Raw genomic sequence first — 23187 nt, 5'->3', positions numbered from 1 at the left:
TGGCGTGCTCAGCGCACTTCGATGCTGCGCCTCGCCAGGACGCTAAGGCCGTCTCCCGCTTTCAGGATGTAGCGGATGTCGTAGCGCCCCGGCTTGTCGGGCGCGGCGAGCCGGCCGCGGCTTTCAGCCTCCACGGAGATATAGGTCAATTCGCCAGCGGTTTCCCTGGAGCCGGCGACAACAATGTCGACATAGTCCCCTTCGCCATTCGGCCCTTGCCATGACACCTCGAACTCGACTCCGCGCTGGACACGGGCGGGGGCCTCGAGACTGGCTGTGGCGGCACGGACGGTCAGCGGCACCTCGGCAAGGATCTTGTGCCCTCCGGCGGCTGCGAGGACATAGCGGATGCGGTAATCGCCTGGTGCTCCGGGCGCCCGCAGCGCCACGGTTTCCTGATCCTCCGACTGTTCGACATAGGCATAGGCCAGTTCGCCGGAGGTGTCGCGATGGCCCTCCCTCACCAGATCGACATAGTCTCCGGCAGCGCCGGGGCCGCGCCAATGGACCGAGATTGTCGCGCCCGCGATCGCGTCGGGCGGGAAGGCGAGCGTCGCCGCGGAGGGCGTGACCTCGAGCGGGATGGCGACCAGCGCCTTGCGCCCGTCCGGGGCGGCGAGGATGTAGCGCAACTGGTAGGAACCGGCTTCGCCGGGAGCCTTCAGCCGAACCGGGTTGCCGCTGTCGAGATAGGCATAGGCGATCTCGCCATCAGGCGCCGTATGGTCGCGGCGGACGAGGTCGACATAGTCGCCCGGTTGGCCCGGCCCCTTCCAGGATACGTCGAAGGTCGTGCCAGCCGCGACGCTGGCCGGAGCCTCCAGCGCATGGGGGGCGTCGGCCACTGCGATCCGTGCCGTCGCGAGCACTTGCCGGCCCTCGGGACCAGCCCAGACATAGCGCAGGTCGTAGGGACCGGGCCGGCCGGGGGCGCGTAGCGCCGCTGCTTTGCCGGCCTCGACATAGACATAGGACAGCTCGGCATCGAAGCCCTTGCTCCCGGCCGGGACGATATCGAGATAGTCGCCGGTGCCGCCAGGGCCGGTCCACTCAGCAGTGAAGCTCTGGCCGATGCTCGGCTTCGCGCCCGTCCTGACTGTCGCCGCCGGCCGCTTGACCGATTGCACCGCTGCGGGACGCAGCGTCGCGCTCACGGTGGTCATCAGCGCATCCTGGAGCTGGGCGGCGTTGCCGGCCGCGATATAGCGGCCCCCGGTCTTTTCGGCGAGGCAGGCGACCTTGCGGCCGTCCTCGCGCGACAGGTCGAAGCCGACGACATGCGCCGTGAAACCGACGCCGGCCTTGGCGAGTTCCGCTCCCAGCGCGCAGGGGTCGGCCTGACAGGTCTCGATCCCGTCGGTGATCAGGATGACGGTCGCCTTCTCCTCCGTGTAGCGCAGTGCAACGGCTGCCTGCCGGACGGCCTCTGTCAGCGGCGTCTTGCCGAGGAAGCGCAGTCTTGCGGCCGCATCAGTGATCGCAGCAGCATTGTTCCGCCCCGGCGGCACGATCAGTTCGATGTCGGAGCAATTGCCTTTCTCGCGATGGCCATAGGCAAGCAGGCCGATCTCCCTTTGCGGGGCCATGCCGCCCAGGACGGCCTTCAGCGCCTCGCGGGCGATCTCGAGCTTGGGCTTGCCGTCGATGCGGCCCCACATCGAGCCCGAGGCGTCGAGCACGATCAGCGACTGCTCGGCCCGCCCCGCAGTGCCGAGCGACAGCAGCAGGCCGAGGGCCATCATCCAGATCCGCATCACGTACTCCGTGTCGCACCCGTCGCAAGCCGAGGCGGCTGCCAGCCGCTCCATTACCGATAGCGGTCATCCTGCCGAACGGGAAGGGGAACCGAAGGCGGCCGCAGCGCCCCCTCATCCGGGTTTCGTCACGCGCCCTACACTGCGATGTTGTCGATCAGCCGCGTTGCGCCGAGCCGCGCGGCCACCAGAATCCGGATCGGTCCGTCCGCGAGCGAAGTGACCGGTGCCAGGGTCTCGGCGTGGCGCGCTTCGAGATAATCGAGTTCGAAACCTGCCGAGATGATTTCGGTCTGGGCCTCGCCGACGGCCCGGAACAGGTCGTCGCGGTTGCGGATGCGGACGGCCAGCGCCTGCATCACCCGGTGCAGCAGCGGCGCCAAGGCGCGATCCTCCGGCGAGAGGTAGCGGTTGCGTGAGGACATGGCGAGGCCGTCCGCCTCGCGGAAGGTCGGCAGGGGCACGATCTCGATGCCGAGGTCGAGATCGGCCGCCATCCGGGTCACGACCTTGAGCTGCTGGTAGTCCTTCTCTCCGAAGACGGCGAGGTCAGCCCGTGACTGGGTGAAGAGCTTGCAGCAGACCGTGGCGACGCCCTCGAAATGCGTGGGCCGGAAGCGGTCGTCGAGCCCCACCGCAGCGGGCCCGAGCAGCAGCACGCGCGTGGCGAAGCCGGACGGATACATCTCCTCGACCGGGGGGAAGAAAACGGCATCCGCGCCGGCGGCGACCAGCTTGGCGCAGTCGTCGTCGAAGGTGCGCGGATATTTCTTGAAGTCCTCATGCGGCGCAAACTGCGTCGGGTTCACGAAGATCGTCACGATGACGCGCTGCGCCCGCCGCTGGGCTTCCTTCACCAGCGCGATATGGCCCTCATGCAGCGCGCCCATCGTCGGCACGAGGCCGACTTTGTCGCCCGCGGCATGCCAGCCGGCGACGGCCTGCCGCATGGCGGCGACGGTCTCGAAGATCGCGATCCCGGTCATGGCGTCTCTCTTGTCGATGGGCTGACACGTCGCGCCCCTGATGGTGGCGGACGGGTAGCAAATGTCCCGCAAACCGCCAATATCAAGGCCATGACGGAGAAGAGCGACAAGGCGCTGGAGAAGCGCGCCGGAGCGGGTGTGGCGACGGGGCGATCGGCGCCCGGCGAGATCGACCGTTTTCTCGGTGCGGCGAAGCAACTCGCACCGCTGGCGACCGGACAGGCGGGGCGCCTCGTCTTTGCGCTCGACGCCACGATGAGCCGCCAGCCGACATGGGACCTCGCCTGTTCGCTGCAGGCGAAGATGTTCGAGGTCGCGGCAACGAGCGGCGGGCTCGCCGTGCAGCTGGTCTATTTCCGCGGTCTCGCCGAGTGCCGCGCCTCGGGTTGGGTCGGCGAGCCGCGCCGGCTCAACGGCCTGATGTCGGGAATCGCCTGCCAGGGCGGCCAGACGCAGATCGCGCGCGTGCTGAAGCATGTCCGCGACGAGGCGCGCAGCGTGCCGGTTCGCGCCTTCGTCTTCGTCGGCGACGCGATGGAGGAGGAGGCCGATGCGCTCGCCGCCCTGGCGGGCGAACTCGGACTGCGCGGCATCCGCGGCTTCCTGTTCCAGGAGGGGCAGGATCCCGCCGCGAGCGCTGCCTTCGCCATGATGGCGCGCCTGACGGGCGGCGCCCATGCCCGTTTCGACGCCGCCGCGCCAAATTCGCTGCTCGATCTCCTGCGCGGCGCGGCGGCCTATGCGGCGGGTGGGCGAGAGGCGATGCTGAAGCTGTCGGCGGCGAGCCCTGCCGTGCGTGGGCTGCTGGGCTCGATGGAAGGAGGCCGCCGGTGACGCTGCTTTACGGGATCGGCGCGGTGCTGCTGATCTGGTGGCTGTCGAAGCTCTTCGCGAGCACCAATCCGAAGATGCTGGCCAAGGCGGTCAAGGGCGGCGGCGGGGTGCTGTCGCTGGGTGTTGCCGCGCTGCTGATGATGCGCGGCCGGCTCGACATGGCGATCTTCGTCGGCGGCATCGGCGCCTGGCTGCTCGGCTGGAGCGCGACCGGGCCCGGCGGCATCCGCTTTCCCTGGGGGACGTCGTCCGCCGAGACACCCGGTGCGCGCTCGCAGGTCGCCTCGCGGCTGTTGGCGATGGAACTCGACCATGACAGCGGCGGCATGACCGGGACGGTCAGCGGGGGCCGTTTCGCCGGGCGCAGCCTCGACGACCTCTCGCTGGCCGAGATCGCCGAGTTGATGCGCGAGTGCCTGGCCGACGACCCTGACGGGGCGCGGTTGCTAGAGGCTTATCTGGACCGCCGGTCGCCCGGCTGGCGTGAAGACGCTGATCGTCACCGCGACGCGGGGCAGGGCCGCGCGGCGGGCACGGGCGCGATGTCGCATCAGGAGGCCTACGAGATCCTGGGGCTTCAGCCGGGGGCGGGCGAGGAGGCGATCCGCGAAGCCCATCGCGCCCTGATGAAGCGCATCCACCCGGATGCCGGGGGCACCAGCGGTCTTGCCGCTCGCGTCAACCAGGCCAAGGACGTCCTTCTGAAGTGAGGGGCCGAGGGGAAACAGGGAAGAGGTCGGGTGCGACATGGCAGCGTTCCTTGTCCTTGTCCTTCAACCGCGGGTGGCGAAGCAGGCGAAGCCGTCGCGCTTGAGCCTCGCGCAGGCGTTCTGGGCGTCCTTGGAGTCGTCGAAGCCGGCGAAGCGGGCCCTGAAGAGGGTGGAGCCGCCCTTCTCGACGCGCTCGGTCACCGCCGTGGCGTCGGCCAGCGGACCGGCGGCCTTGGCGCGGGCCCTGGCGAGGATGTCCTTGGCCTTGGCCTCGTCATCGGTCGCGCCGAGCTGGATGATCCATTTGCCGGTGGTGGCGACGGTCGCGCGGCTTTCGCTGGCGCGCGCCGGCTCGGGAGCCTTCTCCACGGCCTTTGCAAGGGTGGTCACGCCGCTCTCGTGAGCCTTCTCGGCCGGCGCCGGTGCAGCGGCGGGCTTCGGCATCGGAGCCTCGGCGGGCTCGGCGACCTTGGCGATCGAGGAGGTCACGTCGACATTCGCCGGCGGACGCAGGACCTTGCCGTCGGCGGCGGGGGCGCCGATCGACCAGCGCATGGCCGGCGGCGTCGTGGTGGCGGTCACCGGGCGCATGCCGGAGATCTGGAGCTGCTGGGCGCCGGCGGAGAGCGGGCGCGGCGGCGCGATCGGCGTCGTCGTCGAGACCGGCGCGTAGGCACGGGCGGCGATCGGCAGCGGCGCTTCGGTCTCGACGCGCGGGCGGGGCACTGGCAGCGGGGCCGGCTCGGCGGCGGCGGTCACGACCGGTGCGGCCGGGCGGGCGCGTTCCGGTGCACGCTCAGGGGCGCGCTCCTGCGGCCGCTCCTGGGGTTCCGGGGCCTCCGCAATCAGCGTCGAGGCGCGGCCGCTGGTGGCGGCCTTGGGCAGGGCGGCGACAACGAGATCGGCCATGATCTTGTCGCGGGAGGCGCCTGAACGTCCGCCGAGCACGACGGAGACGACATGGCGGCCATCGGCCTTGGCCGAGGTCATCAGGTTGAAGCCGGAGAGGCGGGTGTAGCCGGTCTTGATGCCGTCCACGCCCTCGATGCGGCCGAGCAGCTTGTTGTGGTTGCGGTAGGCGCCGCCGGCATAGTTGAACACCCGCGTGGAGAACATCGGGTAGTAGCGCGGGAAGCGCTCCTGGATGGCGCGGGCGAGAATGGTGAGGTCGCGCGCCGTGGTGATGTTCGGCGGGCTGTGGGGCAGGCCGTGCGGGTTGTAGAAGGCCGTGCGGCTCATCCCGAGCGAACGGGCGCGGGCCGTCATCATCTTCGCGAACTCGTCCTCCGAGCCGCCGACATTCTCGGCGACCGCCATGGCGACGTCGTTGGCGGATTTGGTGATCAGCGCGAGGATCGCGTCGCGGACCGAGATGGTCTCGCCCGGCGTGAAGCCGATCTTGGAAGGCTCCTGGCGGGCGGCGTGAGCCGAGACCGTGAGTTCCGAATTCATGCTGAAGCGGCCACGCTCCAACTGCTCGAACAGCACGTAGAGCGTCATGACCTTGGTGATGGAGGCGGGGATGCGGGGCGCATCCTCGTTGACCGCATGCAGCGTGCGGCCGGTCTTCGCATCGACGACCATCGCCGCATAGGGGGGCGCATAGCCGCCGCCCGCGGGGCGCTTCTTCTTGCGCGCCGCCTCGGCGGGAGAGGCGACGGCGGCGACAGCCACCGCGACGATGCCGATCATTGCCACGAGCGCGCGCGAACGCACGCGCCGGGACCCAACGCAACTGAAAGCCATGCAACCCGCCTCAACCAGAACTCACGTCCCGATCCCGGAGCACGTGACGACGTGGCATCCGGGACACAGTTTTGGAGGTTACGACGGCGCGGTTACGGAGCCGTTAAAATGCCACCGATCGCGAAGGCCGCCAGTGGCGTCAGGGCGTCGCGGCTGATGCGCTGCAGCGCGATCTTGACATTCATGTTGCGGTGCACAATATGAAGGCGGTCCCGGTGGTGAACCCTTTTTCATCTGACCCAGGGGCGACAGACCCGGGCCCAAGGGCTCGTCAGCAAGAGGCGGCATGCGTGCCGAGGGAAGAAACATGATGCAGCAGTTCGAAACGATCCAGAAGGCCTCGAAAGAGAACGTCGATGCGGCCCTGAAGGCCTTCGGCGCCACCTCCAAGGGCGTGCAGACGCTCGCCGTCGAGGCCACCGACTACGCCAAGAAGTCCTTCGAGACCGGCACCGCCACGCTCGAGAAGCTGGCCGGCGTCAAGACGCTGGACAAGGCCATCGAGATCCAGACCGACTACGTCAAGACCGCCTTCGAGGGCGCCGTCGCCCAGATGACCAAGATGGGCGAGCTCTACGCCGCGATCGCCAAGGACGCTTACAAGCCGTTCGAGGGCATCGTCGCCAAGGCCGTTCCGGCCACCAAGTGAGGCGACGCGGCGCCGCCCGCTTGCGGCGCCAAGCCTCACCACTGAATCAGAGCCCGGCCGCGAGGCCGGGCTTTTTCGTTGCGTGATGCCCGCCCGGATGCTGCGCTGCAGCAGCCGGACGCCTCTTTGAACCGATTGAAAACTGTCGCGATGAAGCGCATGTCTTGCCCGTCGCCGCGCGCGCCGCGGCTTGCAAGCCAGTGGTTCCCCCGATGCTCGACAAAGCCATTCCGCCGCGTACCCTCAGGCTGAACGCCAGCGACAATGTCGCGGTCGCGGTCGATCCGGTCGATATCGGTGTGACAGCCGCGGGCGTGACGGCGCTGAAGCGCATTCCACGTGGCCACAAGCTGGCGCTGAGCCCGATCGCCAAGGACGAGCCGATCCGCAAGTTCGGCCAGATCATCGGCTTCGCCACCGTCGACATTCCGCCGGGCGAATGGGTGCATGAGCACAACACCGGCTTCCACGCCTTCGAGCGCGACTATGCCTTCTGCGCCGAGGCCAAGCCCGAATTCGTGCTGCCGGTCGAGCGCCAGGCGACCTTCGAGGGCTTCCGCCGCGCCAATGGCAAGGCCGGAACGCGCAACTATGTCGGCATCCTCACCTCAGTGAACTGCTCGGCCTCGGCCGCGCGCTTCATGGCCGAGGAGGTCAAGCGCTCTGGGCTGCTCGCTGATTATCCCAATGTCGACGGCGTGATCGCGCTGACCCACGGCACGGGCTGCGGCATCGACTACAATGGCGAGAGCTTCGAGGTGCTGAAGCGCACCACCTGGGGCTATGCCTGCAATCCCAACATGGCCGCTGTGCTCGTCGTCGGGCTGGGCTGCGAGGGCTTCCAGATCAAGCGGATGAAGGACGCCTATGGCATCGAGGAGAGCGACGTCTTCCGGACGCTGACGATCCAGGAGACCGGCGGCACGCGCAAGGCGGTTGCGGCGGGGATCGAGGCGCTCAAGATGATGCTGCCGATCGCCAATCGGGCGCGGCGCGAGACGGTGCCGGCGTCCGAGCTGATGCTCGCTCTGCAGTGCGGCGGTTCGGACGGCTATTCCGGCATCACGGCTAACCCGGCTCTGGGCAAGGCGGTCGACATCCTGGTCGAGCATGGCGGCACGGCCATCCTGTCGGAAACGCCGGAGATCTACGGCGCCGAGCATCTGCTGACACGCCGCGCTGCGACGCGAGAAGTCGGCGAGAAGCTCGTCGGCATCATCAAATGGTGGGAGGACTATACCGCCCGCGCCCGGATGGACATGAACAACAACCCGTCGCCCGGCAACAAGGCGGGCGGGCTGACGACGATCCTGGAGAAGTCGCTCGGCGCTGCCGCCAAGGGCGGCACCAAGACGCTGGCGGCCGTCTACAACTATGCCGAGCCAGTCCGCTCCAAGGGCTTCGTCTATATGGACACGCCCGGCTACGATCCCGTCTCGGCGACGGGGCAGGTGGCGGGCGGGGCGAACATCCTCGCCTTCACCACCGGGCGCGGCTCGGCCTATGGCTGCAAGCCGACGCCCTCGATCAAGCTCGCGACCAACACGCCGATGTATCTCAAGCAGACCGACGACATGGACATCAACTGTGGCGATGTCCTCGACGGCGTGACGCTGGAGGAGAAGGGCCGGGAAATCTTCGACTATCTGCTAAAGGTCGCCTCGGGCGAGAAGTCGAAGTCCGAAGAGATGGGCTATGGCGACGCCGAGTTCGTGCCCTGGCAGATCGGCGCGACCATGTGAGGGTTCGGGCCGGCGGGATTGTTCCGGCCGGAACAATAGCGCGACGTCGATCGTTCCTTCCGATCAACGTGAAGGAAGGGACGATATGATCCGCCACGCTCTCGCAGCAGCACTCTTTGCAGCCGGCCTCTCCGTTGCGGCGCCCGCCTCGGCATCGCCTCTCGCCGCGCCCTCGGCCTCCGGACTGCTGCAGCAGGTTCCGTCAGTGGCGGAGCAGGCCCAGTATCGCGATCATCGCCGTTATCGCCGCGACCACCGCGGACCTTATATGCGGCGCCACGGGCCGCGACCGCGCTACGCACCCGGTGCCCGATTCCGCGCCCCGCCGCCCGGATATCGTCGCTATGGCGCCCGGCCAGGCAACTGGCGCACCCGAGGCTGCATCACGGTCGGGGCGATCTGGTTCTGCCCGTGACCTGCGGCCATCGACAACCAAGCCGGGCTCGCGCCCGGCTTTTTTGTGTGTTGGCTTGAACCGAACCGGACGTCGAAGGGACCAAGAGGGGAAACCGGCGCAACCCGCGCCGGTGCATTGCTTTGCCTAGGCCCATCATGAAGACCCTGCTTCTGGTCACCCTCCCGCGCATCCTTCTCGGGCTGCTTTTTCTGGTTTCCGCCGTCGACGGCTTCTGGTGGCTGGCCACCGGCGCGCATCTGATCCATCCGCCGACCAGCGCGCGCGGGGTCGCCTTCGAGGAGGCGCTGCAGGCCTCCGGCTTCTTCTGGCCGCTGCTGAAGACGGTCAATCTCCTCGGTGCGCTCAGCCTGCTCGGCAATATCGCGCCGGCGTTCGGACTCGCGCTGATCGCGCCGGTCATGACCGTGATCGTGTTCTTCCACCTCGTCATCAACCCGCAGGGCATCCCTGTGGCGGTGATCCTGGTGGTTCTGGGCTCGCTGCTGGTTTGGGCCTATCGCGATCGCTATGCGGCGCTGCTGCGGTAGCGGGCAGGCGTCATTCTCGGGCGCAGCCCTCGGGTCCGATCTTCGATCGGCCCAAGGATAAACTCCGCGCAGAGCCGAGAATCTCGAAACGAGAATGAACTGGTTTCCGAGATGCTCGGGTCAAGCCCGAGCATGACGTGTCACGTCACAGCGCAAACCCGCGCAGCCGCTCGCTCAGCGCGCCGATCCGGTCGGCGGCGACATTGGCGATGGCGATGCGTAAGTGCCGTTCCTGGCCCGGTCCGAAATAGGGGCCGGGCAGGGCGAGGACGCCGCGCTCCTGCACCAGAGCCCGTACCACCTCGGCCGCCGGCACGTCCGGGAACGGGTGGGCCACATAGGCGAAATAGGCGCCGGCCGCGAGCACGCGCCAGTCGTTGAGCGGGGCCATCGCCTCGCGGAAGAGCGCGGCGCGGGCGTTGATTTCGGCGCGATTGGCCTCGCGCCAGTCGCGGATGCCGTCGATGCCCCAGGTCACGGCCGCCTGGCCGGCGCGCACGGGGTTGATCTGGACGCAGTCCAGCACCTTGGCGATCTCTGCCATCACCGCTTCGCCCGCCGTGATCGCGCCCAAGCGCCAGCCCGGCACGGCATAGGCCTTCGAGAAGCTGTAGAGGCCGATCACGGAGTCCTGCCAGGGCGTTGTGGCGAAGACTTCATGCGGGGCGGCAGCGCCTGCGGGGAGGAAATCGCGGTAGGTCTCGTCGAGCACCAGCCAGAGACCGCGCCCCGCGCAGAGCTCCGCGAAGGCCGCGATGGTCGCGGGAGGATAGATCGCGCCGGTCGGGTTGTTCGGCGTCACCAGCACGATGGCGCGCGTGCCGGCGTCGATCAGCGCCTCGGCCGTCGCGACATCGGGCACGAAGCCGGCGGCCGGATCGCAGGGCAGCGGGCGCGCCTCGATGCCGAGCATGCGCAGCGTCATCTCGTGGTTGAAGTACCAGGGCGTCGGCAGCAGCACGTTCTGGCCGGCCCGCGCCACCGCCATCATCGTCATGACGAAGGCCTGGTTGCAGCCCGAGGTGATGGCCACCTCGCCCGGCTCGAAGGGCGCGCCATAGATCCGGCCGATCTCGGCCGCATAGGCTTCGCGCAGGACCATGTCGCCGGTAATCGGGCCGTAGCGCGTGGCGTCGGGCGAGGCGGCGGCCTGCGCCAGCCGCTCGAGCAGCGCGGCCGGCGGGGGCGAGCCCGGCACAGCCTGGGAGAGGTCGACCAGGGGGCCCGAGCGGCCGTCATAGGCGCGCGCCCAGCCCTGCGCCTGCGGGATCGGCGGCGTTCCGGTGTCGAGAAGGTCGGGGTTCAGGGCGGGGAGCGTCTTGTCGGCCATGGCCGGCAGCTTTGGGACGCGGCCGGCCTTGCGTCAATCGGTCCGCGCGCCGGAGGCTCCTGCGCTTGGCGGCCGGCCAGAGGGACGCCATATCGTCGGAGGAAGCCACGGAGCGCGCATGCCGGACGGAACACGGGACGCCATCGAGACGCTGCATGCGATGCTGGACGCGGCCGGCAGCATCGTCGCCTTCACCGGTGCCGGCATCTCGACCGAATCGGGGGTCCCGGATTTCCGCTCGGCCGGCTCGCCCTGGATGGTCAACAAGCCGATCCCGTTCGAGGCTTTCGTGAAGAGCCGTGAGGCGCGGGCCGAGGCCTGGCGGCGCAAATTCGCCATGGACGATCATTATGCCGGCGCCGCACCCAATGCCGGGCATCGCGCGCTGGCCCGGCTGGTCGGGCAGGGGCGGGCGCCGGCGATCATCACCCAGAACATCGACGGGCTGCACCAGGCCTCGGGCGTGCCCGACGACCGGGTGATCGAACTGCATGGCAACGGCACCTATGCGACCTGCCTGGGCTGCGGCCGCCGGCATGAACTGGCCGAGATCCGCCCCGCCTTCGAGGCGACGGGCGAGCCGCCGGACTGTGCCGCCTGCGGCGGGCCGGTGAAATCCGCGACGATCTCCTTCGGCCAGGCGATGCCGCAGGACAAGATGATCCGGGCCCAGCAACTGGCTCTGGAGGCTGAGCTTTTCCTCGTCGTCGGGTCCTCGCTCGTGGTCTATCCTGCCGCGACGCTGCCGGTCATCGCCAAGCGGCAGGAGGCGACGCTGATCATCGTCAACCGCGAGCCGACGGAGCTCGACGCCATCGCCGATCTGGTGGTGCGGGCGGAGATCGGCGCGGCGCTCGGCCCGCTGGCGGGCTGAGCCCCTGCGACCTTTCGGTCCGGCCCGCATGACGGGGCTTGAGGCCGTGGCAAAAACAGCTATGCGAGCGGGACGCTTCCCTCCACCGTCGCAAGGCGCTCCATGTCCAGCGAGAAGACCATCCCCTCGGCCGCCCTCGCGCTCGGTGCGGCCGGGGTCATCCCGTTCCTGGCCTGCACCGCCGGGCTCGCGGCCGGCTTCGCCGTGCCGGGCATCGGCGGTGGCGAGCGGCTGTCTCAAGCGCTGATCGTCTACGGGGTCGCGATCCTCTCGTTCCTCGGGGGGGTGCGCTGGGGCATCGCCATGGGCTATGAGAGCGAGGCCGCGCAGCGGCGCGATTTCGTCATCGCCGTGATCCCGGCGCTGATCGGCTGGGGCGCGGCGCTGCTGGCGCCGGGCGCGGCGCTGTGGACGCTCTGCGTCGCCTTCATCCTGCTCGGGCTGATGGATTACGGGCTCTATTGCCGCGAGGTCGCCGCCGAGTGGTATGGCCGGCTTCGGCTCGGCCTGTCGGCGGCGGTGGCGGTGCTGCTCGGCGTGGCGGCGGCCGCGGCCTGAACCTCACTCCCGCGAGGCCAGCGCCAGCCGCAGTGCCAGCGCGCCGAAGACCGCGCCCATCAGCCGCTGCGGCCAGGCGGCGAGATGGGGCCGTGCGGCGAGCGCCCGCCCGAGCCGGCCCGCCGTCAGGATGACCGCGCCGTTGACCATCAGCCCGACCAGATTGAGAATCGTCGCCAGGACGATCACCTGCAGCGCGATCGACCCGGCCTCGGGCTTCAGGAACTGCGGCAGCAGCGCCAGCATGAACAGCGCCATCTTGGGGTTGAGCAGGTTCGTCAGCATCCCCTGCAGGAAGATCGCGCGCAGCTTCAGCGCCGGCTGGTCGGCGCGCGGCGCGAAGAGGGTGGCCGGCGACCGCAGCGTCGTCCAGGCCAGCCAGGCGAGATAGGCCGCGCCGAGGAAGCGCAGGGCGTCATAGGCCGCCGGCACCAGCAGGAAGAGCTGCGACAGGCCGAAAGCGGCCGCGAAGGCCTGGAGATAGCTCCCGGCGGCGATGCCGGCATAGGTCACGAAGCCGGCGCTGCGGCCCTGGCCGAGGCTGCGCGAGGCGATCAGCAGCATGTCGGGGCCGGGCGTGGCGGTCAGGACGGCGCAGGCGGTCGTGAAGAGCGCGAGGGTGGCGAGATCGGGCATGGCGGTCCTCGTCGCTTCGGGATCGACTCGGGAGCCTCCTATCGCATGGGACGGCCGGGCGCCGCAGGGCTTTTTTCGCCCATCGCGGATGTGGATGACGCGAAGCCGGCTGTATCGCGACTCCCCGGGGATGGTATCGTGAGCAGGCGAATCAAGCCATTTCGGGCGGGGGTGGGTAGTCAATGTCCGACGAGTTCGGTGAGAGCGGGCGGCGACCGGTAGGACCGATCCAGTCGCTCAATCGGGTGATGCGGCTCGACGGGCCGGACAGCCTCGCCGCGGATGTCGGCGTCGAGCTCAGCGGCTATGTGAAGTGGTTCGACGTCTCCAAGGGCTACGGCTTTGTCGTGCCCGAGGATGGCGGGCCCGACGTTCTCGTCCATGTCACCATCCTGAAGCGCGATGGTTTCAATGCGATCGCCGAAGGCGCTCACATCGTGCTCGAAGCGGTGGAGAAGCCGCGCGGCCGTCAGGCCATCCGCGTCCTGTCGATCGACACCACCGCCGCGCGCCATCCCGCCGAGATGCCGCTGGCGCGCACCAACGTCCAGGTCACGCCGACCAGCGGGCTCGAGCGGATGACGGTGAAGTGGTTCAACCGGCTGCGCGGCTTCGGCTTCGTCTCGGCCGGCGAGAATTCGCCCGACGTCTTCGTCCATATGGAAACGATGCGCCGCTATGGGCTCGTCGAGCTGATTCCCGGTCAGGTCGTGCTGGTGCGCTACGGACCCGGGCCGAAGGGCCTGATGGCCGCCGAGATCCGGCTGGAGCAGGGCGGGGCGCCGAGCTCGCACTGACCGCCTCGCGTCATGCTCGGGCTCGACCCGAGCATCTCATCCCGCGAATGGCCCTCTTCTTGCCGGAGATGGTCAGGGCAAGCCCGACCATGACGCGTCAGAGCGCGAACGACGTCCCGCAGCCGCAGGAACTCGTCGCGTTCGGGTTGGTGATCTTGAAGGACTGCCCGATCAGATCGTCGACGAAGTCGATCGTGCTGCCGGCCAGCAGGTCGAGCGAGGTCTCGTCGATCAGCACGGTGGCGCCGTCGCGCTCGATGACGATGTCGCCCGGCGCCTTCTCGCGATCGACGTCGAAGACATACTGGAAACCCGAGCAGCCCCCGCCGGCGACACTGACGCGCAGCATCGAGCCCGGCGGCTCCGTCGCCATCACGGCGAGGATACGGCTGGCGGCCTTCTCGGTCACGGAGACGGGGCCCGCAGCGGCCTCGTTCGATGCGGTCATGGCGATCTCCCGGAGCAGAAGCTCCTTGCACCTTGGTTGCCCGCAAAGGTAAGTGCGCGCCAGCCCCCCGACAAGCCGGGGGCGGCGACGGACCCGCCATGCCGCATCCAGACGATCCGCACGCCTTGCTGCCCACGCAGCCGGGCGCCGCGCGCGAACCCGGCGACCGCTGGCGGGCTCCCTATGCCTGCCGGTCGGCGACGAGCCGGGGCCGACTGATCGAGGAGCCGGCCTCGCCGACGCGCAACCCGTTCCAGCGCGACCGCGACCGCATCATCCACTCCACCGCCTTTCGCCGGCTGAAGCACAAGACGCAGGTGTTCGTCTCGCATGAGGGCGACCATTTCCGCACGCGGCTGACGCATACGATCGAGGTGGCGCAGATTGCGCGCGCCCTGGCGCGGGCGCTCGGGCTCGACGAGGATCTCGCCGAGGCACTGGCGCTGGCCCACGACCTCGGCCACACGCCCTTCGGCCATACCGGCGAGGATGCGCTGGCCGACTGCATGGCCGATGTCGGCGGCTTCGACCACAACGCCCAGACGCTGCGGATCGTGACGCGGCTGGAGCGGCGCTATGCGGGGTTCGACGGGCTGAACCTGACCTGGGAGACGCTCGAGGGCCTGGTCAAGCACAATGGCCCGCTGCTGCTGGCCGACGGATCGCCGACCGAGCGCTATGCGCAGGGCGGAATCCCCGCCGCGATCGTCGAGTACCAGGCCAAGCAGGATCTCTGGCTCGACAGCTATGCCTCTGCCGAAGCGCAGGCGGCAGCGCTCGCCGACGACATCGCCTACAACGCCCATGACATCGACGATGGCCTGCGGGCCGGGCTCTTCGGCCATGGCGAACTGCGCGCGGTGCCCTTCCTGGCCGGACTGCTCGACGAGATCGAGGCCCTGCATCCCGGGCTGGAGACGGCGCGGACGACGAACGAGCTGGTGCGGCGGGTGATCACGCGCTTCGTCGAGGGCACGATCGCCGAATCGCAAGGCAGACTGGCGGCGCTCGCCCCGGCCGATGCCGATGCGGTGCGACGGGCGGGCCGGCCGGTGATTGCCTTCCCGGCGGCCGTCGAGGCGGCCGACCGCGAGATCAAGGCCTTCCTCTACCCCAACATGTACCGCCATGCCCGCATCGCGCCGATCCGCCGCGATGCGGCGCAGGTGGTGCGCGACCTGTTCGCCCGCTTCCGGGCCGATCCTGGGCTGATGCCGGCCGATTGGGCCGCGGGCTGCGGAACCCTCGACGCGCACCGCCTGGCGCGGCGCGTGGCCGACTATATCGCCGGGATGACCGACTGGTACGCGCTCGACGAGCACCGGCGCCTGTTTGACGCGACACCGACGCTGCGATAGGGCCGGGCGCCTCTCCACCGCAGATATCGGCCGCCATGAACCTGTTCGAGACCTATTCCGCCCGCGTCGCCGCCGCGCTCGCCGCGCTCGCCGATCGCGGGGCGCTGCCCGCCGGGCTCGATCTCGGCCGCGTCGTGGTCGAGCCGACGAAGGACCCCGCGCATGGCGATCTCGCGACCAATGCCGCGATGGTGCTCGCCAAGGAGGCCGGCACCAATCCGCGGGCTCTGGCCGCCCTGCTGATCGAGGAACTCGCCAAGGACGCCGAGATCGTCAAGGCCGAGGTGGCGGGGCCCGGCTTCATCAACCTGACGCTTCGGCCTTCGGTCTTCACCGCGATCCTGAAGGAGGCGGTGCTGCGCGGGCTCGATTATGGCCGCGGCGCGCCGAAGCCGCAGCCCAAGATCAATGTCGAATATGTCTCGGCCAATCCGACCGGGCCGATGCATGTCGGCCATGGCCGCGGCGCCGTCTTCGGCGATGCGCTCGCCAACATCCTGGCCTTCGCCGGCCATGATGTGACGCGCGAGTACTACATTAACGACGCCGGGGCGCAGGTCGATGTCCTCGCCCGCTCCGCCTTCCTGCGCTACCGCGAAGCGCTGGGCGAGACGATCACGATCCCCGAGGGGCTTTATCCGGGCGACTATCTGGTCTCTGTCGGTCACGAGTTGGAACATCAGTATGGCCGCTCGTTGTTGGACAAGTCCGAGTCGGAGTGGATGCCTATCGTCCGGTCCGTCGCGATCGGCGAGATGATGGCAATGATCAGGGCCGATCTGCTGGCCTTGGGCGTCGCGCACGACCAGTTCTTCTCCGAGCGCTCGCTGCAGGAAACCGGCGGCGTCGATGCGGTCGCCGAGACCATCGCGGATCTGCGGTCCCGCGATCTCGTCTATGAAGGCCGGCTCCCCCCGCCCAAGGGCCAGAAGGATGAGGATTGGGAGGATCGCGAGCAGACGCTGTTCCGCGCCACCCAGTTCGGCGACGATGTCGACCGGCCGCTGCTGAAGTCGGATGGCAGCTACACCTATTTCGCCAACGACATCGCCTATCACCGCTCGAAGTTCACCCGCGGCTTCGCGCAGATGATCGACGTCTGGGGCGCCGACCATGGCGGCTACGTCAAGCGCATGCAGGCGGCGGTGAAGGCGGTCACGGCCGGGCAGGGCGCGCTCGACGTCAAGCTCTGCCAGCTTGTCAAGCTGCTGCGCAACGGCGAGCCTGTGAAGATGTCGAAGCGCTCGGGCGATTTCGTCACGCTGCGCGAGGTCATCGACGAGGTCGGCCGCGATGCGGTGCGCTTCATGATGATCTTCCGCAAGAACGACGCGACGCTCGATTTCGATCTCGCCAAGGTGGTCGAACAGTCGAAGGACAATCCGGTCTTCTATGTCCAGTACGCCCATGCCCGCTGCGCTTCGATCTTCCGGCAGGCGCGCGAGGCTTTTCCGAATCTCGACCTGTCGCCGCAGGCGCTGGCTGGTGCCGATCTCGCTCGCCTCACCGACGAGGCTGAGCTCGGTATCGTCAAGTTGATCGCGGCCTATCCGCGCATCGTCGAAGGCGCCGCGGCCGCTCATGAGCCACATCGGCTGGCGTTCTTCGTGCATGAGCTCGCCAGCGCGTTCCATTCCCTATGGAACAAGGGCAAAGACTCGCCGCAATTACGGTTCGTTAATCAAACTGATCGAGAGTCGACTGTGGCGAGGTTGGCGTTTGTGCATGCGGTGCGCAGCGTCCTTGCTTCCGGTCTGGCTGTCGCCGGAGTTGCGGCGCCGGAAGAGATGCGTTGACGGGCTCAGGGCCCTCGGCGCCCACAAGGTCGGGTTGACTGCGTCGCGCCTGGGCGTTCCCATGCGTGCCTGCGGCCTGCGCTGGGATGGATCATGCCATGAGTGAGCCCGCTAGGAACCGTTTTGCTCTCGACCTCGAGGATCTGGAGCGCCAGCTCCGCAGTGCGGGACAGGCCCCGCGCTCGGGCCAGTCGGCCGATCCTCTGGCCGAGCTGACGCGGATCGTCGATCAGGGCGATCCGCTGAAGGACATTTTTGGCCAGCGGGGCGCTGCACCGGCGCCCTCGCGCGCCACGCCGTCCTGGCCGGCTGCCGCACCGGCTCCGGCCCAGCCCCGGATCGTGCCGGAAGCGCCGCGCGAGGAGCCGCAGTTCGACGCCATCCGGCAGTTCCAGGCCGTGGCCGAGCAGGCGCCGCCGCCGGCCGAACTGCGTGGCGCGCTCGACGAATTCGAAGCCCTGCTGCGCCGCACCGATTCGGCCCGGCCGGCCGCGCCCGTCGCTCCGGCACCCGCGCCGCTGCGGGCTGAACCCCGCTTCGATTCCGCCGACGAGAGCTTCGACCGGCCCGAGCCTCAGGCTTATCAGCGCCCGGTCACGGCTCCGGCTGCACGCGACCTCGACGAGGCGAGCGAGGCCTTTGGCTATCACGGTCAGCCCGACGTCTACGATCAGCAGCCGGTCCATGCGGCCGCGGTGGCCGACGAGGACATGCCCGATCTCGAGCCGCGCCGCTCGCGCAAGGGCCTCTATGCCGCCGCCGCGCTGATCGTCGTCGGCGTGGTCGGTGTCGGCGCCGCGATGTCGCTGCGGGGGCCGACCCGCAGCGCCGACGGGCAGCCGCCAACCATTGCCGCCGCCACCGGCCCGACCAAGGTCGAGCCGGTCAATCCGGGCGGGGCCGAGATCCCGAACCAGAACAAGCAGATCTATGAGCGGCCCGGCGATGGCCAGTCCGGCGCGACCAAGGTCGTCAGCCGCGAGGAGCAGCCGGTCGACGTCCAGCAGGCGGCGCGCTCGATGCCGACCCGCGTCGTGATGCCGGGGCCGGGCTCGGCGACGGCTACGCCGCCCGCCAACGCGTTGTCGCAAGCGCCTGCCAGCGCCGCGCCGGTCGCCACCCCCGCCGAACCCGCCCTGACGCCGGTGCCGCCGGTGCCGGGTCTCGGCGAGCCGCGCCGCGTCCGCACCGTGTCGATCCGTCCGGACGGCACACCGGCGCCGCCCGCCAACGGCTCGGCCAACGGCCCGACCGGCTACACCAATGGCGCCGTCCCCCTGGCGACGGGCTCCGCGCCTCCGGCGCGTCCGGCCGGGCTCTCCCCCTCCGCGACCTCCGCTCCGGCCCCCGTCGCGGCAGCGCCGGCAACGCCCCAGTCGCGTCCCGCGACGACTCCGGCGGCCGAGGCGCCCAAGGTGCAGGAGCGGGCTGCCGCGCCGGCGACGACTCCCGCCGCCCCACTGCGCATCGCCAATGCCGCTCCTGCGGCGCAGGCTCCTGCCGCTCCGGCCCCGGCCACGGCGGCGATCCGCGCCGGCACCGGTGACTTCGTGGTCCAGCTCGGCGCGCCCGGCAGCGAGGCCGAGGCCCGCGCCACCTTCGCCGCCCTGCAGCGCAAATATCCCGGTCAGCTCGGCGGCCAGGCGCCGATCGTGCGCAAGACCGAGCTGGCCGGCGGCAAGACCGTCTACCGCCTGCGCGTCGGCCCTTACAGCCGCGAGGACGCGACCTCGATGTGCACGGCGCTGCAGGCCGCCGGCGGCCAGTGCTTCATCGCGAAGAACTGACCCGACCGCCTCCGTCGACCCCATCCGAGGCCGGCGGCGCCCAGCGCCTCCGGTTTTTTCGTGTCCGTGATGCAGGGCGCGGCGGCGCGGCGCGCGGTGGCCGGGCTCGGCGATTCATGGCAAGAGGCCGCGACAGAGTCGCGTCCCGCCTGCGGGCGGCGGATGCGGCCGAAGACCAGAAAAGCCTTCCGGAGGACACCATGGACCGCCGTCGTTTCGTCAAGACCGCCGCCACAGGCGCAGCCGGCAGCGCGCTGATCGCCGCGCCCGCCATTGCCCAGTCCCAGCCCAAGATCAGCTGGCGCCTGACCTCGAGCTATCCGAAGAGCCTCGACACCCTGTTCGGCCTGTCGACTCAAGTTGCCAAGCGCGTCGCCGAGGCGACGGATGGCAATTTCCAGATCCAGGTCTTCGCGCCCGGCGAGATCGTGCCCGGTCTGCAGGCGCTCGACGCCGTGCAGAACGGCACGGTCGAGTGCAGCCACACCCTGTCGAGCTTCTATATCGGCAAGGATCCGGCCTTCGCCTTCGAGACCTCGCTGCCCTTCGGCTTCAACACCCGCCAGCAGAACGCCTGGCTCTATGCCGGCGGGGGTCTCGAGCTCTGCCGCGCCTTCATGAAGAAGCAGGGCCTCTACACGATTCCCTCCGGCAACACCGGCGCGCAGATGGGCGGCTGGTTCCGCAAGGAGATCAAGTCGCTGGAGGATTTGAAGGGCCTCAAGATGCGCATCGCCGGCCTCGGCGGGCAGATCATGTCGAAGCTCGGCGTGGTGCCGCAGCAGATCGCCGGCGGCGACATCTATCCGGCGCTGGAGCGCGGCACGCTCGACGCGGTCGAGTTCTCGGGGCCGCTCGACGACGAGAAGCTCGGCTTCCAGAAGGTCGCGAAGTACTATTACTATCCGGGCTTCTGGGAGGGGAACGCCAATGTCAGCTTCCTTGTGAACCTGGAGAAGTGGAACGCGCTGCCTGCCGCCTACAAGGCGATCGTCGAAGCGGCCTGCGCCGAGGCCAACGCGCTCTGCGTCGCCAAATACGACCATGGCAATCCCGATGCGCTGATGCGGCTCGCGGGGACGGGTGCGGAACTGCGGCCCTTCCCGCAGGAGGTGATGGCGGCGGCCTTCAAGGAAGCCTTCGCCATGTATGCCGACCTCGCCGCGAAGAACGCCGAGTTCAAGACGTTCTACGATTCCTTCCTTCCGTACTGGAAGAAGGAGAACCTCTGGTTCCGCGTCGCCGAACTGCCCTTCGACGCCTTCAACGCGCAGATGTCGCAGCAGATGCGCTGAGGCGTTTCGTCCAAACCTCAACCGTCATCCTGGGCGACCGCAGGTCGTCCGGGATCCATCCTGGGGCTCCGATGACCTCCGATGGATCCCGGGCTGCGCCGCTTCGCGGCGGGCCCAGGATGACGGCAGAGGGTTGACCGCGTCGCCCGCGCTTCCTACCCCTCGACCATGACCTCGCGCGCCTTCATCGCCGGCTGCCTCGGCACGAGCCTGACCCCGGACGAGCGGGCCTTCTTCCGCGAGGCCCGGCCCTGGGGCTTCATCCTGTTCCGGCGCAACACGCAGAGCCCCGAGCAGGTCGCCGCGCTGACGGCGGAGCTGCGCGAGACGGTCGGCTGGCAGGCGCCGATCCTGATCGACCAGGAGGGCGGGCGGGTGCAGCGCATGGCGCCGCCGCACTGGCCGAAATATCCGCCGGCGCGCGCCTTCCTCGGCATCAACGATCCGCTGCAGCAGCGGGAGATCGTGCGCCTCTCCGCCCGGCTGATGGCGCATGATCTGAGGGCGGTCGGCATCGATGTCGACTGCCTGCCGGTGCTCGACGTGCCCGTGGCCGGCAGCCACGACGTCATCGGCGACCGCGCCTATGCGCATGAGCCCGACCGCGTCGCCCAGCTCGGACGCGCGGCGGCCGAGGGGCTGCTGGCGGGAGGCGTGCTGCCGGTGATCAAGCACATGCCCGGTCATGGCCGGGCGAAGGCCGACAGCCATCACGACCTGCCCGTCGTCGACGCCTCGCTGGACGAATTGCGGGCGCATGATTTCCGGCCCTTCCGCCATCTCGCCGACATGCCGCTGGCGATGACGGCGCACGTCGTCTTCACGGCGCTCGATGCGAAGAACCCGGCGACGGTCTCCCGCACCGTCGTGCGCGACATCATGCGCGGCGAGCTCGGCTATGACGGCCTGATCATGACTGACGACATCTCGATGAAGGCGCTGTCGGGCGGCTTCGCGCAGAAGGCCCGCGCGGCGATCCGCGCCGGGGTCGATGTCGTGCTGCATTGCCACGGCATCATGGAGGAGATGGTCGCGATCGCCGGGGCCGTTCCGGAGATGCGGGGCGACCGCGCCCGCCGTGCCGCGACGGCGCTGGCGCGCATCCGCCACGAGCCCGAGCCGCTCGAAGTCGAGGCCGCCCGCGCGCAGCTCGCCAGCGCGCTTGCCTTGAACGGCTGAAGCGTCGAACCTGTGGCGCCCCCGCGTGCGTCGCAGGGGCGGGAGGGGGACGGCCGGCCATGGCGGCGCAACTGCCATTCGAAGAGGACGGCCCGGAGCGCGACGGCGAGCCGGCGCTGCGGGTCGATGTCGATGGCTATGAGGGGCCACTCGACCTGCTGCTCGATCTCGCACGCAGGCAGAAGGTCGATCTCCACCGCATCTCGATCCTGGCGCTGGCCGAGCAGTATCTCGCCTTCGTCGAGCAGGCGCGGGCGCTGCGGCTGGAGCTGGCGGCCGACTATCTCGTGATGGCGGCCTGGCTGGCCTACCTCAAGTCCCGCCTGCTGCTGCCCGAACCGCCCAAGGGCGAGGAGCCGAGCGCGGCGGATCTCGCCACGGCCCTGGCGCTGCGCCTGCGCCGGCTGGAGGCGATCCGGGCCGCGGCACGAAAGCTCGCCTCGCGCGAGCGTCTCGGGCAGGACGTCTTCGCGCGCGGCGCGCCCGAGGCGGTCGTCGCCGGAGCCAGGCCGGTCTGGGAGGCGGAGCTCTACGATCTGCTCTCGGCCTATGCGCAGCAGCGGATGAAGCGCGTGCAGGGGCACATCTCCGTCGGCCAGCGCGTCGTCTGGTCGCTGGTCGAGGCGCGCGAGGCGCTGCAGCGGCTGGTCGGTGAGGCCGGCGACTGGACGCAGATCGACCCGTATCTCGCCCGTTACATGACGTCGCATGGGCTGCCCGCCCGCGAGATGGCGGCGACGGTGCGGGCCTCGGCGCTCTCGGCCATGCTGGAGATGGTCAAGGAGGGCGTGCTCGATCTGCGCCAGGACGAGGCCTTCGCGCCGCTCTATCTGCGCCGTCGCTCGGCGCGCCCGCCCGTGCTGCCGCTGGCCGGCGGAGACGGCCCGTGACGGAGGCCGCAACGCCGCTTTCCGACGAGGCCGATGGCGCGGCCGAGGCCTTCGCGCAGGCAATGCGCGTGGTCGAGGCGCTGCTGTTCGCCTCGGCCCAGCCGCTGCCGGCCGAGGAACTGGCGCGGTCGGTGCCGGCCGGCGTCGCGATCGGGGAGGTTCTGGCGCAGCTGACCGCGCTCTACGCGCCCCGCGGCGTCAATCTGCGCGCCGTGGCCGGTGGCTACGCCTTCCGCACCGCGCCCGATCTCGGCTATCTGCTCGCCGCCGAGGCGGAGCCGCCGCGCAAATTGTCGCGGGCGGCGCTCGAAGTGCTGGCGATCATCGCCTATCACCAGCCTGTGACGCGGGCCGAGATCGAGGAGATCCGCGGCGTCGCCACCGCCAAGGGCACGCTCGATATCCTGCTGGAGGCCGGCTGGGTGCGGCTGCGCGGGCGGCGCCGCTCGCCGGGGCGTCCGGTGACCTTCGGCACGACTCCCGGTTTTCTCGATCATTTTGGGCTCGAGCGGATCGACGATCTGCCCGGGCTGGAGGAGTTGAAGGGCTCCGGCTTCATCGAGGGGCGCCTCACGCGCGACCTCACCGTGCCGGTTCCCGACGACGATCCGGAGCTGCGCGCCGACGAGGACCCGCTCGGCGACCTGTTCACGCCGCTTGACGAGAACGGCTGAGCGCCGCACAGGGCGGCGGTCACATCATCCGCCGCGTCGTCCCGGACGACCGAAGGCAGGCCCGGGACCCATTCCTGAACCGTTCCGGCATGGGTCCCGGGTCTGCGCTTCGCTCCGCCCGGGACGACGTCGCGTTCCAAGAGACGAGGCGGAGCATCCGTTGGTCGCCAACGAGACGAAATCGCGCTGGCTGAGCTGG

The 23187-nt window shown here is 69.6% G+C and carries 21 protein-coding genes; 15 read left to right on the top strand and 6 right to left on the bottom strand.

All coding sequences use genetic code 11. From position 1 onward, the window contains the following. Window positions 1-8 precede the first annotated feature (8 nt). Together ACFPN9_RS00210 and panC are read right to left on the bottom strand one after the other, a co-directional pair. Complete coding sequence (locus ACFPN9_RS00210; RefSeq protein WP_082735459.1) at window positions 9-1754, bottom strand: vWA domain-containing protein; 1746 nt, start codon at window positions 1752-1754, stop codon at window positions 9-11. A 137-nt stretch (window positions 1755-1891) separates the two neighbouring features. Continuing rightward, window positions 1892-2740: a pantoate--beta-alanine ligase gene (panC, locus tag ACFPN9_RS00205; protein ID WP_066719211.1), complete on the bottom strand. Its 849-nt coding sequence runs from the start codon at window positions 2738-2740 to the stop codon at window positions 1892-1894. 90 nt (window positions 2741-2830) lie between these two features. Here panC and ACFPN9_RS00200 point away from each other — a divergent pair, with 90 nt between their 5' ends. Further along, the gene (locus ACFPN9_RS00200) at window positions 2831-3574 is read left to right on the top strand and encodes a hypothetical protein (RefSeq protein WP_066719214.1); all 744 of its coding nucleotides are present in this window, start codon (window positions 2831-2833) and stop codon (window positions 3572-3574) included. Continuing rightward, entirely contained in the window at window positions 3571-4284 is a 714-nt protein-coding gene (locus tag ACFPN9_RS00195) for a DnaJ domain-containing protein (protein WP_066719216.1), read from the top strand. The genes ACFPN9_RS00200 and ACFPN9_RS00195 overlap by 4 nt, the downstream gene beginning before the upstream one ends. A 63-nt stretch (window positions 4285-4347) precedes the next feature. Here the strand turns inward: ACFPN9_RS00195 and ACFPN9_RS00190 are convergent, their stop codons facing one another. Then, the gene (locus ACFPN9_RS00190) at window positions 4348-6000 is read right to left on the bottom strand and encodes a serine hydrolase (RefSeq protein ID WP_377814872.1); all 1653 of its coding nucleotides are present in this window, start codon (window positions 5998-6000) and stop codon (window positions 4348-4350) included. A 340-nt stretch (window positions 6001-6340) separates the two neighbouring features. Here ACFPN9_RS00190 and ACFPN9_RS00185 point away from each other — a divergent pair, with 340 nt between their 5' ends. The 3 genes from ACFPN9_RS00185 (at window position 6341) to ACFPN9_RS00175 (ending at window position 9366) form a co-directional block, all read left to right on the top strand. After that, window positions 6341-6679, top strand: a complete 339-nt coding sequence (locus ACFPN9_RS00185) for a phasin family protein (protein WP_245282328.1) — start codon at window positions 6341-6343, stop codon at window positions 6677-6679. A gap of 212 nt (window positions 6680-6891) precedes the next feature. Continuing rightward, window positions 6892-8421, top strand: coding sequence for a UxaA family hydrolase (locus ACFPN9_RS00180; protein WP_066719222.1), 1530 nt, complete (start codon window positions 6892-6894; stop codon window positions 8419-8421). Window positions 8422-8973: 552 nt separating this feature from the next. Further along, window positions 8974-9366, top strand: coding sequence for a hypothetical protein (locus tag ACFPN9_RS00175; RefSeq protein WP_066719225.1), 393 nt, complete (start codon window positions 8974-8976; stop codon window positions 9364-9366). A gap of 145 nt (window positions 9367-9511) precedes the next feature. Here the strand turns inward: ACFPN9_RS00175 and ACFPN9_RS00170 are convergent, their stop codons facing one another. Further along, window positions 9512-10696 carry an aminotransferase gene (locus ACFPN9_RS00170; protein WP_066719228.1) on the bottom strand — a complete coding sequence of 395 codons (1185 nt, stop codon included), beginning with the start codon at window positions 10694-10696 and terminating at the stop codon, window positions 9512-9514. A gap of 118 nt (window positions 10697-10814) precedes the next feature. On the opposite strand from ACFPN9_RS00170, the gene ACFPN9_RS00165 reads away from it, so the two are divergent. Both ACFPN9_RS00165 and ACFPN9_RS00160 read left to right on the top strand, forming a co-directional pair. After that, window positions 10815-11570 (top strand): SIR2 family NAD-dependent protein deacylase, encoded by a 756-nt coding sequence (locus ACFPN9_RS00165; protein ID WP_066719230.1) that lies wholly within the window; start codon window positions 10815-10817, stop codon window positions 11568-11570. A 102-nt stretch (window positions 11571-11672) separates the two neighbouring features. Continuing rightward, the gene (locus tag ACFPN9_RS00160; protein WP_066719234.1) at window positions 11673-12128 is read left to right on the top strand and encodes a DUF3429 domain-containing protein; all 456 of its coding nucleotides are present in this window, start codon (window positions 11673-11675) and stop codon (window positions 12126-12128) included. Between the two features lie 3 nt (window positions 12129-12131). Here the strand turns inward: ACFPN9_RS00160 and ACFPN9_RS00155 are convergent, their stop codons facing one another. After that, entirely contained in the window at window positions 12132-12764 is a 633-nt protein-coding gene (locus ACFPN9_RS00155) for a LysE family translocator (protein WP_066719238.1), read from the bottom strand. Window positions 12765-12946: 182 nt separating this feature from the next. On the opposite strand from ACFPN9_RS00155, the gene ACFPN9_RS00150 reads away from it, so the two are divergent. Then, window positions 12947-13561, top strand: coding sequence for a cold-shock protein (locus tag ACFPN9_RS00150; RefSeq protein ID WP_066719242.1), 615 nt, complete (start codon window positions 12947-12949; stop codon window positions 13559-13561). Window positions 13562-13658: 97 nt separating this feature from the next. On the opposite strand, the gene ACFPN9_RS00145 is transcribed toward ACFPN9_RS00150, so the two are convergent. Next, a complete protein-coding gene (locus ACFPN9_RS00145) occupies window positions 13659-14009 on the bottom strand; it encodes a HesB/IscA family protein (RefSeq protein WP_066719244.1) in 351 nt (116 codons plus the stop codon). A 98-nt stretch (window positions 14010-14107) separates the two neighbouring features. On the opposite strand from ACFPN9_RS00145, the gene ACFPN9_RS00140 reads away from it, so the two are divergent. From ACFPN9_RS00140 to scpB, 7 genes are all read left to right on the top strand, one after another. Continuing rightward, window positions 14108-15367 (top strand): deoxyguanosinetriphosphate triphosphohydrolase, encoded by a 1260-nt coding sequence (locus tag ACFPN9_RS00140; RefSeq protein WP_066719255.1) that lies wholly within the window; start codon window positions 14108-14110, stop codon window positions 15365-15367. Window positions 15368-15402: 35 nt separating this feature from the next. Continuing rightward, on the top strand, window positions 15403-17163 hold the full coding sequence (argS, locus tag ACFPN9_RS00135; protein WP_066719258.1) for an arginine--tRNA ligase: 1761 nt from the start codon (window positions 15403-15405) through the stop codon (window positions 17161-17163). A 98-nt stretch (window positions 17164-17261) separates the two neighbouring features. Then, window positions 17262-18950, top strand: a complete 1689-nt coding sequence (locus ACFPN9_RS00130) for an SPOR domain-containing protein (protein ID WP_066719267.1) — start codon at window positions 17262-17264, stop codon at window positions 18948-18950. A gap of 200 nt (window positions 18951-19150) precedes the next feature. Further along, window positions 19151-20245 (top strand): TRAP transporter substrate-binding protein, encoded by a 1095-nt coding sequence (locus tag ACFPN9_RS00125; RefSeq protein WP_066719269.1) that lies wholly within the window; start codon window positions 19151-19153, stop codon window positions 20243-20245. Between the two features lie 168 nt (window positions 20246-20413). Next, window positions 20414-21424, top strand: a complete 1011-nt coding sequence (nagZ, locus tag ACFPN9_RS00120) for a beta-N-acetylhexosaminidase (RefSeq protein ID WP_066719271.1) — start codon at window positions 20414-20416, stop codon at window positions 21422-21424. 59 nt (window positions 21425-21483) lie between these two features. Further along, a complete protein-coding gene (locus ACFPN9_RS00115) occupies window positions 21484-22314 on the top strand; it encodes a segregation and condensation protein A (protein ID WP_066719272.1) in 831 nt (276 codons plus the stop codon). Next, the gene (scpB, locus tag ACFPN9_RS00110) at window positions 22311-22988 is read left to right on the top strand and encodes an SMC-Scp complex subunit ScpB (RefSeq protein ID WP_066719275.1); all 678 of its coding nucleotides are present in this window, start codon (window positions 22311-22313) and stop codon (window positions 22986-22988) included. Before ACFPN9_RS00115 ends, scpB begins: the two co-directional genes overlap by 4 nt. Window positions 22989-23187: the final 199 nt, after the last annotated feature.

This window comes from Allobosea massiliensis (assembly GCF_042655245.1).
GTDB classification, from domain to species: Bacteria; Pseudomonadota; Alphaproteobacteria; order Rhizobiales; family Beijerinckiaceae; genus Allobosea; species Allobosea massiliensis.
The sequence above is the reverse complement of the archived record's forward strand: the minus strand, read 5'-3'. Positions and strand labels throughout refer to the sequence as shown.